This window comes from Bacillus cereus group sp. RP43 (assembly GCF_040459645.1).
GTDB classification, from domain to species: Bacteria; Bacillota; Bacilli; order Bacillales; family Bacillaceae_G; genus Bacillus_A; species Bacillus_A mycoides_C.
In genome coordinates this window covers 359160-371121 of record NZ_JARVHQ010000001.1, presented here as the reverse complement: position 1 = coordinate 371121, position 11962 = coordinate 359160, and the positions used below count along the sequence as shown (strand labels likewise).

Genomic DNA, 11962 nt, shown 5'->3' with positions numbered 1-11962 from the left:
GCTACTTATTTGTCGTTAAGACAAACTACACCTGGAAGCTCTTTGCCTTCCATGAATTCTAATGACGCACCGCCGCCAGTAGAAATGTGGCTCATTTTATCAGCCATACCGAATTTTTCAACAGCTGCTGCAGAGTCACCACCGCCGATAACAGAGTATGTATCTTCTGCATCTGCTAATGCTTGTCCTACTGCTTTTGTACCTTCTGCGAATGGAGTCATTTCGAATACACCCATTGGTCCATTCCATACAACAAGCTTAGAGTTTTTAATTACATCTGCATAAATTTCACGTGTTTTAGGACCGATGTCCACGCCTTCCCATGTAGAAGGGATAGAGTCGATACCAACGATTTGAGTTGTTGCAGTTTCAGAGAATTCCTCTGTGATTACAACATCAACTGGCATATAGAAGTTTACGCCTTTTTCTTTTGCAAGTTGCATAAATTCTTTAGCTAGTTCAATTTTGTCGTTTTCACATAGAGATAGACCAATTTCATGACCTAAAGCTTTAACGAATGTATAAGCAAGTCCGCCACCGATGATTAAGTTATCTACTTTGTCTAATAGATGACGAATTACACCGATTTTATCTTTTACTTTCGCACCACCAATGATAGCTGTGAATGGACGTTCTGGGTTAGAAAGTGCTTTTCCAAGTACATCTAACTCTTTTTCCATTAATAAACCAGATACTGCTGGTAGGTAGTCTGCGATTCCTGCTGTAGAAGCGTGAGCACGGTGAGCTGCACCGAATGCATCGTTTACGAAGATATCAGCAAGAGCTGCAAATTCTTTCGCAAGTTCTGCATCGTTCTTTTCTTCGCCCGCATAGAAACGTACGTTTTCAAGAACTAATACGTCGCCTTCGTTCATTGCTGCAACCATTTCTTGTGCAACTGGTCCGAATGCTTCGTCCGCTTTTTTAACATCTTTACCAAGAAGCTCGCCTAAACGTGCTGCTACTGGAGTAAGACGTAATTCTTCTACTGCTTGACCTTTTGGACGGCCTAAATGACTTGCTAAAATTACTTTCGCACCTTGCTCTACTAAATATTGAATTGTAGGAAGAGCTGCACGGATACGAGTTTCATCTGTAATTTTGCCTTCTTTCATAGGTACGTTGAAATCAACGCGGCAAAATACACGCTTACCTTTTAAATCTACGTCACGAATTGATTTTTTGTTCATTGGATTTCCCTCCGACTACTAGTTAGGATTGACAAAACCCATTCAAAAGCTTAACACATTTGCTTCTAAAACGAAAGAAGAGAGAGAGGGAACAAACCCTCTCCCTCGTTTTGTCATTGATTGCTTATATACTTAAGAATTAAAGACCTTTAGAAGTCATGTATGCAGCTAGGTCTACTACGCGGTTAGAGTAACCAGTTTCGTTATCGTACCAAGAAAGTACTTTAACCATGTTACCTTCCATTACCATTGTAGATAAAGCATCGATTGTAGAAGAAGCTGTGCATCCGTTATAGTCGATAGATACTAATGGCTCTTCGCTATATCCAAGGATACCTTTTAATTCGCCTTCAGAAGCTGCTTTGAATGCTGCGTTTACATCTTCAACTGTTACTTCTTTGTCAAGTTCAACAACTAAGTCAACAAGAGAAACGTTAGCAGTTGGAACACGTACAGCGCCACCGTTTAATTTACCTTTAAGTTCTGGTAATACTAATGCTACAGCTTTAGCAGCACCAGTAGATGTTGGGATCATGTTTTCAGCTGCTGCACGAGCACGACGTAAATCTTTGTGTGGTAAGTCTAAGATTTGTTGGTCGTTAGTGTAAGAGTGAATTGTTGTCATCATTCCGCGTTTTACGCCGAATTTTTCGTTTAATACTTTAGCGAATGGAGCTAGACAGTTTGTAGTACAAGAAGCGTTAGATACTACGTTGTGGTTAGCTGCATCGTATTGTTCGTGGTTAACACCCATAACTACAGTGATATCTTCGTCAGAAGCTGGAGCTGAGATGATAACTTTCTTAACTGATCCACCTAAGTGTTTCTCAGCGTCTGATTTTTTAGTGAAACGGCCAGTAGATTCTACTACTACTTCTACTCCGTAGTCGCTCCATGGTAATTGAGCTGGGTCACGCTCAGCGATAACTTTAATTTCTTTACCGTTAACAACGATGCTGTTTTCGTTAGCAGATACTTCTGCATTTAAAGTTCCGTGAACTGTGTCATATTTTAAAAGGTGAGCTAATGTTTTAGCATCTGTTAAGTCGTTGATTGCTACTACTTCTACCTCAGAGTTGTTAAGAGCTGCGCGGAATACGTTACGTCCGATACGTCCAAATCCATTAATACCAATTTTAGTCATTTGAATTTCCTCCTTGGGGGATTATATTTAAAGGGTAATACCCTTTGTTAACTGTTTTGCTGCACCTTCATCTGTAATTAGAATTGAAGTGTGCCCTTGCTTTATTACAGCCTGTATTGCCTTTGCCTTTGAAGAACCTCCAGCGACTGCAACAACGTGAGATACATGTTGTAAATCTTCAAGTTGCATACCAACTGTTCTTACTTTATGAACAACATTTCCTTGTTCATTAAAGTAGTAACCGAAAGCTTCGCCAACTGCTTCGCTTGCCTGAATCTTTAACCAATCTGCTTCTGAAGTATTTCTGCGACGTGCCATTGTTAACGCATCACCAATTCCATGAATGACGATATTGGAAGATCGAATCAACTCAAGAACTTCTTTCACGGAGGGCTCTGTTACAATAGACGCATATGCTTCGCTACTAACGTGATCTGGAACATACAATAAGCGATAATTACTCATCGTATTTTGTGCCATTTTGGCGCAAATGGTATTGGCTTCTAACTCAACACCTTCTCCAATTCCACCACGTGCTGGGACAAATAGCATATGTAAATCTTTGCAATCAAGTTGCATCATGTCCGCAGCAGCAGCTAGCGTAGTTCCTCCAGCCACAGCAACGATATTATTCACTGTCAGACGGTCTTTTATACAAGTCACACAAGCACGGCCCATCTCCAGTTTGACCCAAGGTGATTCATCACTATCACCAGGGACAACGAAAACTTCATCCAAGTCTAATGTTTCCTTAAGTTGTTTTTCTAAAACCTTTAACCCGGAAATTTCTTTCATAAAGTCTTCCAAAGCAAGAACTAAAGCTGTTCCTTCTTCTGTCAAAGTCATTCCAGAAGAAGCGACGTGAACTAAGTTTTGTTCTTTCAAAACTTGAACTTCACTTCGCAATACTCGTTCTGTCATACCGAGACTTGCTGATAAGTTTCTTCTTCCAATCGGCTGCATGAGCCTAATGTATTGAAGCACTTGCATTCTCGTTTGCATAACAGGTAGCAGATCAGGTAATAATTTTTTTGTGTTCTGAATCCATGAGCGCATATCTTTTCTCCTCACTACATTGGTTCATTTTCCCTCGTGGTCACTTTGCGTCCCGTAGTGACATTTTATGTCCCACATAGGTTAAAAAAATAATCCCTGCTACGTGTATTATTGTAACAGGAGATAGAAACTTATTCAACTCTTAACTGCATTGTTTATATAGTTTATTATGACACCTTTGTGAATGTTACCATATTCCACCTGTTTTCCACCTATTTCTACAACCGGAATCATTAAATGATATTTCTCTAAAAGGTCATTATCTTCATATATATCTATTTCCTCGATTTGAAAAGAATATTCACATTGTACTTCCTTTAAAACTTGTTTCGCCTTCACGCAAAGACCACAATCTTTTTTTGTATATAGTACAACTTTCATCTTCTTCACCTATCCAATTGTTTTTCTTAGAGACGAAGCTGGAATATGCATCTGTTCTCTATATTTCGCAACTGTTCTTCGAGAAATAACGATTTCATGCTCTTCTTCTAATAATTTTGAAATCTTTTGATCCGAAAGTGGCTTTTTCTTATTCTCCGCTTCCACAAGTGTTTGAATAAATTGTTTCACCCGCTTCGTCGAAATAGCTTCATCCTCCGTCGTCGAAACAGCAGTACTAAAGAATGCTTTCATTTCAAATAAACCGTGCGGCGTTTGCACATATTTATTACGCGTTGCACGACTAATTGTAGACTCATGCACACTTAGTTCTTCCGCTACCTCTTTTAAAGCAAGTGGTTTTAAATATGCTGGACCTTCCCAGAAGAAATCACGCTGTTTTTCCATTATAATGCCCATTACTTGCAGAAGCGTTTGTTTTCTCTGTTTCAAACTGCGCATAATCCACTGCACATGCTGATACTTTTCTGATACATAAGATGCTACTTCACTCTCACTATTATTAAGAAGCGCACTATACTCAGAATGAATTTCAATTCTTGGCATATTTCTCTCATTCATTTGTAAAACGAGACGATCACCATCTTTTTTCACCGCCATATCAGGCACAATATAAAGTGGTTTATCAGAAGAAAATGCAAGACCTGGCTTTGGTTGTAATGATGTTATACAATTTACCGCACTCTGCAATTCCTCATTACTACACTTCAGCACTTGAACGAGCTTTCGCCAATCTTTCTTCACGAAATAAGCAAAGTGATCCTCTATAACCTCTTCCGCTAATCCATTCCGTCTTTGTAAGCGCTTCAATTGTAAGGTTAGACATTCCTGAATATTACGTGCTCCTACCCCTGCTGGCTCGAGTGATTGGACAAGCTCAACAGAGCGGTCGACTACATGAATCGGCGCGGAAAGGAGATCCGCTAACTCTTCATTCGTTTCTTGTAAATACCCATTTCCATCCATGTTCATAATAATGAAAGAAGCTACTTTTCGCTCTTCTTCTTCTATTTTATAATACTGTAGCTGATTTAATAAATGTTGCTGAATCGTTGTAGAATCCACACTGTAGATTTCCATTTGATTATCGACTTGTTTGCCGGTACTTTTACTTGTGTTAGAGCTCTTTTTCTTCTCCCTCTCAAAACCACCTAACTCAATAAGGGGATTCTCTAACGATTGCTCATACAAAAACTCCGATAATTCTTGTACATTATACTGGAGCATTGTAATCGCTTGCCTTAACTCTTGTGTCATTGCCAAACGTAAGCTTTGTTCTTGTAAAAGACTTGCCTTCAAACTAATCTCCCCCTTGTTTCTATTGTACAATAAGTTTGGTAAAAGGAGAATCCTATCGCAGACACCCATTCCAAAATATTATTAATTTATATGTATTAATGAGATTTACATCTTACAACCGAAAAACGAATAATATTGAAAGAAAATAATAAAGAACAACATTATTACCAAGTACTAATAGTAAATCTTATTACTAGATATAACAAGAGGGAAATAAAAAAAGTCCTAACCTACAAAACGTAAGTTAGGACTTTTTGACGCGCCCAGAGGGATTCGAACCCCCGGCAGACGTGGTACCGGAAACCACCGCTCTATCCGACTGAGCTATGGGCGCATGATAAAATTTTATAAACCGTTTATTATCAAAGTTTTAAGCCTTCTTCTATTCCGCTTTTCCACATTTAATTTCTTGCGAAAAATCTCTAATAGAAGTGAAATACAACAAGTAAATACCTGCTTATTTTCTTCTCATAATAATAGCAATAAAATCCATCTAAATCAATAAAAATATCCCCTTAATCCTTTATATACCTTAGCTAGGAGCCTATAAAACATATCCTTCCCCTAAATTTTCCAAACATAAATTCACCCGAACCCACAAATTATAATCTTTGAATTGATATTCCAAAGGGGGCTTCATTCAATGACTGTAATTACAAAACTAAAGCAAACTGTTTCTGGATTAAAAAGTGCACAAGCTAGCTTAGAGGGATTCGCTCTTGATACGGATAACCAACAAGCAAAGCAACTTTTCCAAACAGCTGCGCAACAAACACAAACAATTATTGACTCTTTAAACCCACGTGTTGAAGAAGTCCAGCAAGAAGAACCACAATACACACAGCAATAACCAAAAGTGCCATTTCATCTAATGGTACACAATTTGAGAAAAAGGATGATATGCAATCATCCTTTTTCTCTCAAATTACATACTGCAATAGAAATGGAATGATTATAATGCGAAAACTCGGACTCATAGCCGCGTTATTTGTTCTTCTATTCGGTTCACTTACCGGATGCGATAATAGCCCGTTAGATAAAAAAGTAAAGAAAGAAGAAGCTAAGCGAACAGATGAAAAAAAGGGCCCAAAGTTAACAAAAATGAGTACAGAATCCTTTAATCAATCTATATCGCAAGACGCTAAGAAAAAAGCCCTCGCTATAGATGGAATTATAAAAGCTACCGCAGTTAATACCAATTTAGATCTTTACATAGCCGTCAAACCTGAACATCACGAAAGATTTGGTTTAAAGCCTTTACGAAGTAAATTAAAAAAGAAATTAAGTGATGAAAACCCTACTTTCGATATTCATGTAAGTACAGACAAAAAGATTTTTATGCTCCTAGAAGAACTTGAAAACAAAATTAAGAACAAGAAAGTAAGCAAGGATGGCATTAAAGAACAATTGAAACTCATTCAATCAGAAATGGGATCTAATATTTAAGCTTTCTAAAAGAAAAGGAAGGATTCAAATGTCCAGTAAAGATAAAAACTTAACACCGGTACAACAGGAATATAAAAAATTCGAGCAAGAACGAGAACCGAAGCGTCCTGTCTTAAAAAATTGTATAAAAGCTTTTTTCGTTGGTGGTTTCATTTGCTTCATCGGACAACTTATTTCTACTTTTTACATCACGTATTTTGATTTCACTGAGCGCTCAGCAGGGAATCCGACAGTAGCAACTCTAATTTTCATTTCCATGTTACTAACTGGATTCGGTATATACGATCGCTTTGGACAATTTGCCGGGGCAGGCACAGCTGTACCTGTTACTGGATTTGGAAACTCTGTTATTGCTGCATGTATTGAACACCGAACGGAAGGGTTCGTCCTTGGTGTTGGCGGGAACATGTTTAAATTGGCTGGGTCTGTTATTTTGTTTGGTGTATTTTCCGCTTTCGTCATCGCACTTATTAAAACGATTCTCGTTCAATGGGGAGGGCTATAAATGTTACAAGGACACCGAACATGGGTATTTGAAAACAAACCAGTCATTATCTCAACCGGGGTAGTCGGTGGACCATTTGAAGCGAAAGGTAATATCCCTGAAGACTTCGACACCCTCCATGAAGATTTATGGCTTGGACAAGATTCTTACGAAAAGGCTCACAAGATTTTATTTGAAGAAGCTTGCAGCCGTGCTACAGAGAAAGCAAAACTTCGGAAAGACGATATTCAATTCGTACTCGCCGGAGATTTAATTAATCAAATAACCCCAACGAGTTTTGCATGTCGTACACTCGGAACACCTTACCTTGGATTATTTGGAGCTTGCTCTACTTCTATGGAAGGATTAGCGCTCGGCGCAAGTATTGTAAATGCAAAAGGCGCAAAATATTTATTAACTGGAGCATCAAGCCATAACACTGCCGTGGAAAAACAATTCCGTTATCCAACTGAATATGGTGGACAAAAGCCCCCTACTGCACAATGGACAGTGACCGGTGCAGGTGCAGCGATTTTAAGTGATACAGGAAATGGTCCAAGAGTTACTTCCGCCACAATTGGGCGAGTTGTTGATATGGGTTTAACAGATCCGTTTAATATGGGAGGCGCGATGGCTCCAGCTGCTGTCGATACGATTGAAGCCCATTTACGCGAACGACAAATTGACGCTTCTTATTACGACTTAATCGTAACAGGTGATCTTGGACATGTCGGTCGCGAAATTGCTTACGACCTACTACATAAACATGGAACAAAGGTAAAGAGCGAGCAATTTCAAGATTGCGGAATCATCATTTATAGAGAAGGTCAACCTGTAATAGCCGGCGGAAGTGGTCCAGGCTGTTCAGCAACGGTCGTATACGGTCACTTATTGAACCGAATGAAAAGAGGAGAATTCAAAACAATACTTGTCGTTGCGACAGGCGCTTTACTATCTCCACTTACATTCCAACAAGAAGAAACGATTCCGTGTATCGCCCACGCCGTTTCGATTGAATTTGGAGGTGCAACGCAATGATTTTTTTCTGGGCTTTCGTCATCGGTGGACTTATATGTGTAATCGGACAACTTATGTTTGATGTCGGCAAACTAACACCAGCTCATACAATGGCAACACTCGTTGTTGCTGGAGCTATATTAGACGGATTCAATTTGTATGAACCATTAATTGATTTCGCCGGAGCTGGGGCAACTGTACCTATTACAAGTTTCGGAAACGCCCTCGTTCACGGTGCAATGGAAGAAGCTGCAAAACATGGAATCGTCGGCGTAATTACTGGTATGTTTAAAGTAACGAGCGCAGGTGTATCAGCAGCGATTATTTTCGGCTTCATTGGAGCATTACTATTTAAACCGAAAGGATAAGAGGTGTTTGCATGACTGTTATCGCTAGCGTAAAAACTTGTCTTGCCAGTGTAAGAGGGGCTCAAGCAAGTTTAAGCTCCCTTTCATTAAATTCACAAGACGAAGAATCAAAACGCGTATTTCATGAATGTATGTTAGAAATGGACAGCGTCATCGCTGATTTAAAGGATAGAATTTCAGTATTAGAACGTGAAGAACCTCAATATAAAGGGTTTTAAGTAGACTGGAGGAAATGACTATGTCTCACCTGCCCGAATGGACACTCGTTATTCTTCGCTCTGTATTCATATTAATCATTTTATTCGCTATTACGAAATGGTTAGGGAAAAGACAAATCTCTCAGCTCTCCTTTTTTGAATACATAGCCGGAATGACAATCGGTGACATCGCTGCCCAAGTATCTACAGGGCTCGATTCAAAATTTTTCCACGGCGTCTTTGCAATACTCATTTTCGCTGTGGTACCTTTTTTCACAGGAATCCTCTCCTTAAAGAACAAAACAGCTCGGGACTTCTTTGAAGGGAAATCTACCGTATTAATAAAAGATGGAAAAATACTCGAAGATAACTTAAAGAAAGAAAAGTATACAAGTGATGAATTGCTTGAGCTTCTCAGAGGAAAAAATGCTTTCAGCGTAGCTGATGTTGAATTTGCTGTATTGGAACCGAGCGGAGAATTAAATGTATTATTGAAGAAAGATCGCCAACCACTCACAGCAAAAGACATTAGCTTAAAAGTACCAAATGAAAAAGAACCGCAAACTGTTATTATGGATGGAAATGTACTAGATGAACCTCTTTCAGCTAGCGGGCATAACCGCGCTTGGTTACATTCTGAATTAGAAAAACTCGGTGTTGTCATTGAAAATGTGTTTCTCGGTCAAGTTGATTCATACGGACAACTTACTATCGACATTTATAATGATAAACTCCAAATGCCTTCTCCTCAAAACAAACCTTTACTATTGGCATCTTTAAAAAAATGCCATGCTGATCTTGAACTATTTTCTTTAGAAACAAAATCGAAATCAGCAAGTGAAATGTATAATAAAAACGCGAAACAAGTCGAAACAATTTTAAATAAAGTAACCTATCTTTTAAAAGAATAAATACCGAAAGAACGCTTCAGTAAAAAGGCGTTCTTTTGCCTTTTCTACACCTTTAATCACGTTTAAATTTATGTAATTCGGTTATGATGTTGAAGATACATAAGCAGGGAATTTTAAAAACATAGCGAATAAATCATGTTACAACTACATATTTTTTTGATTTAAAGTAGTTTCGTTTGACCTTCATTGACCATAATTGTATTATAAACTAAGAAAGCTTTAAAAGGAGGAAATAACAGATGAATTTAATTCCTACAGTAATTGAACAAACAAATCGTGGAGAACGCGCTTACGATATTTACTCTCGACTATTAAAGGACCGCATCATTATGCTTGGTAGCGCAATTGATGACAACGTAGCAAACTCAATCGTTTCCCAGCTTTTATTCTTGGAATCTCAAGATCCAGAAAAAGATATTCACATCTATATCAACAGCCCTGGTGGTTCTATCACAGCTGGTATGGCAATTTACGATACAATGCAGTTTATTAAGCCACAAGTATCAACAATCTGTATCGGTATGGCTGCATCTATGGGTGCATTCTTACTTGCAGCAGGTGAAAAAGGAAAACGTTTCGCTCTTCCTAACAGTGAAGTAATGATTCACCAACCACTTGGCGGGGCACAAGGTCAAGCGACTGAAATCGAAATCGCTGCAAAACGCATCCTATTCTTACGTGAAAAATTAAACCAAATTCTTGCTGACCGCACAGGTCAACCACTTGAAGTTCTACAACGCGACACAGACCGTGACAACTTCATGACAGCAGAAAGAGCTCTAGAATACGGTTTAATCGATAAGATCTTTACAAATCGTTAATTAATTAAAAGCAGAAGTGGCTCGTTCAGAACAGGAGGAAGTTGGAACCCCTGATTCCGAGGCGCTTTTTGCCTCGAATGAAGGGGCGAAACGACCGGAGATTCTAGCCGCTGGAGCTGGATGTAACTAAAAGCGGAAGCGCCCTATTACAGGGCGCTTTTTTATTATCATGTATCCCCCCTGCATACCCCAACCAGTATCCATCTAAACATATCGACTTACCGACAATTCCCGACAAGCACGAGCCCCCTACATACCCCACCTAACTACCCGATTACCCGCAAGTAACAAAATAAAAAAAGCTATCGCACATTCGCGATAGCCTTTTATTGTACATATGCAGCTAATGCTTCCAAAGCCTCTTCTGCATCTGAACCTTCTGTTGTGATTGTAATCATGCTACCAGTTCCGATTGCTAAGCTCATAATCCCCATTATGCTCTTTGCATTAACTGTCTTTCCATCTTTCTCAATGAAAATATCAGAATGAAAGCGATTTGCCTCTTGTACAAACAACGCAGCCGGACGTGCTTGTAAGCCGTTTTTTAATGCAACTTTAACCAATTTTTGAACCACAGCTCCATTTCCCCTTTAACCTCTTATTTTTTTGCTACTGTTTCCCCCGCGCGTAATTTCTCTGCGATTTCATCGATTTTACGCAAACGATGATTAATACCCGATTTACTAATTTTCCCCCCGGATACCATCTCACCTAACTCTTTCAATGTTACATCTTGATAATCTCTTCGTAACTGTGCAATTTCTCTTAATTTATCTGGCAAAATATCAAGCCCAACCGTCTCATCAATATAGCGGATGTTCTCAATTTGCCTTAGCGCTGCACCAATTGTTTTGTTTAAATTAGCTGTTTCGCAGTTAACTAAACGATTTACTGAATTACGCATATCGCGAACAATTCGAATATCTTCAAATCTTAAAAGTGCATTATGAGCACCTATAATATTTAAAAACTCTGTAATTTTCTCAGCTTCTTTCAAATACGTAATGTACCCTTTTCTTCTTTCCAACGTCTTACTATTTAAATCAAATCCGTTCATCAGTTCACATATAGAATCATTATGTTCCTTATATAACGAAAAGATCTCTAAATGATAAGATGATGTTTCTGGGTTATTTACTGAACCACCTGCTAAAAATGCACCGCGTAAATACGATCGTTTACAACATTTCTTCTCGATTAATTCCTGCGATATATTTCGAATAAACGAAAAGTCATCTCGAACAATGTGAAGATCTGCTAATATTTCGCGAGACTTCTCAACAAGCCGCACAATATATACATTATTTTTCTTCAATCGCATTTTTTTACGAACAAGTAATTCTACCGTCACATCATATCCCTTTTTCAAAAGCGTATAAATCCTTCTTGCAATTGCTGCATTTTCCGTTTGAATATCGATAGATAGGCGACGGTTTGAAAAAGAAAGCGATCCGTTCATTCGAAGCAACGCCGATAATTCTGATTTCTCACAGCATTCCTTCATTTCAAGGTTGGTCAACTCTTTCTTTGTTTCTGATGCAAATGACACAGTCAACACCTCCTTATACTATTACTTTGGAACAAAAATCTTGTCCTATATGAATGAGGAGCGTTACCTCAAACGAGGCAA

15 protein-coding genes and 1 tRNA gene are annotated in these 11962 nt (G+C 38.7%); 8 read left to right on the top strand and 8 right to left on the bottom strand.

Annotated features, from left to right (window positions below; genetic code table 11):
• Positions 1-5 precede the first annotated feature (5 nt).
• The 6 genes from QCI75_RS01810 to QCI75_RS01785 form a co-directional block, all read right to left on the bottom strand.
• On the bottom strand, positions 6-1190 hold the full coding sequence (locus QCI75_RS01810; protein ID WP_002198882.1) for a phosphoglycerate kinase: 1185 nt from the start codon (positions 1188-1190) through the stop codon (positions 6-8).
• A 139-nt stretch (positions 1191-1329) separates the two neighbouring features.
• A complete protein-coding gene (gene gap, locus QCI75_RS01805; RefSeq protein WP_002016071.1) occupies positions 1330-2334 on the bottom strand; it encodes a type I glyceraldehyde-3-phosphate dehydrogenase in 1005 nt (334 codons plus the stop codon).
• A gap of 27 nt (positions 2335-2361) precedes the next feature.
• On the bottom strand, positions 2362-3390 hold the full coding sequence (gene cggR / locus QCI75_RS01800) for a gapA transcriptional regulator CggR (protein WP_002089545.1): 1029 nt from the start codon (positions 3388-3390) through the stop codon (positions 2362-2364).
• 135 nt (positions 3391-3525) lie between these two features.
• Positions 3526-3771, bottom strand: a complete 246-nt coding sequence (locus QCI75_RS01795) for a glutaredoxin family protein (protein WP_070145444.1) — start codon at positions 3769-3771, stop codon at positions 3526-3528.
• A 9-nt stretch (positions 3772-3780) separates the two neighbouring features.
• Entirely contained in the window at positions 3781-5088 is a 1308-nt protein-coding gene (rpoN, locus tag QCI75_RS01790; protein ID WP_144506583.1) for an RNA polymerase factor sigma-54, read from the bottom strand.
• Between the two features lie 258 nt (positions 5089-5346).
• Positions 5347-5422 (bottom strand) — tRNA-Arg (locus tag QCI75_RS01785).
• A gap of 309 nt (positions 5423-5731) precedes the next feature.
• Between QCI75_RS01785 and QCI75_RS01780 the strand changes: the two genes are divergently transcribed.
• The 8 genes from QCI75_RS01780 (at position 5732) to clpP (ending at position 10332) form a co-directional block, all read left to right on the top strand.
• Entirely contained in the window at positions 5732-5938 is a 207-nt protein-coding gene (locus QCI75_RS01780; RefSeq protein WP_000216167.1) for a DUF1657 domain-containing protein, read from the top strand.
• 107 nt (positions 5939-6045) lie between these two features.
• Positions 6046-6534, top strand: a complete 489-nt coding sequence (locus QCI75_RS01775; RefSeq protein ID WP_199674418.1) for a YhcN/YlaJ family sporulation lipoprotein — start codon at positions 6046-6048, stop codon at positions 6532-6534.
• A gap of 28 nt (positions 6535-6562) precedes the next feature.
• Positions 6563-7039, top strand: a complete 477-nt coding sequence (gene spoVAC, locus QCI75_RS01770) for a stage V sporulation protein AC (protein WP_000095399.1) — start codon at positions 6563-6565, stop codon at positions 7037-7039.
• On the top strand, positions 7040-8056 hold the full coding sequence (spoVAD, locus tag QCI75_RS01765; protein ID WP_353759905.1) for a stage V sporulation protein AD: 1017 nt from the start codon (positions 7040-7042) through the stop codon (positions 8054-8056).
• Entirely contained in the window at positions 8053-8403 is a 351-nt protein-coding gene (gene spoVAE / locus QCI75_RS01760; protein ID WP_000575919.1) for a stage V sporulation protein AE, read from the top strand. The genes spoVAD and spoVAE overlap by 4 nt, the downstream gene beginning before the upstream one ends.
• A gap of 11 nt (positions 8404-8414) precedes the next feature.
• A complete protein-coding gene (locus QCI75_RS01755) occupies positions 8415-8621 on the top strand; it encodes a DUF1657 domain-containing protein (protein ID WP_000215909.1) in 207 nt (68 codons plus the stop codon).
• A 20-nt stretch (positions 8622-8641) separates the two neighbouring features.
• A complete protein-coding gene (locus QCI75_RS01750; protein WP_144508805.1) occupies positions 8642-9511 on the top strand; it encodes a DUF421 domain-containing protein in 870 nt (289 codons plus the stop codon).
• Positions 9512-9750: 239 nt separating this feature from the next.
• Positions 9751-10332, top strand: coding sequence for an ATP-dependent Clp endopeptidase proteolytic subunit ClpP (gene clpP / locus QCI75_RS01745; protein WP_001049156.1), 582 nt, complete (start codon positions 9751-9753; stop codon positions 10330-10332).
• Between the two features lie 326 nt (positions 10333-10658).
• Here clpP and QCI75_RS01740 read toward each other — a convergent pair whose 3' ends face one another.
• Positions 10659-10907: an HPr family phosphocarrier protein gene (locus QCI75_RS01740; RefSeq protein WP_002124065.1), complete on the bottom strand. Its 249-nt coding sequence runs from the start codon at positions 10905-10907 to the stop codon at positions 10659-10661.
• A gap of 23 nt (positions 10908-10930) precedes the next feature.
• On the bottom strand, positions 10931-11881 hold the full coding sequence (whiA, locus tag QCI75_RS01735) for a DNA-binding protein WhiA (RefSeq protein WP_002016082.1): 951 nt from the start codon (positions 11879-11881) through the stop codon (positions 10931-10933).
• Positions 11882-11962 lie beyond the last annotated feature (81 nt).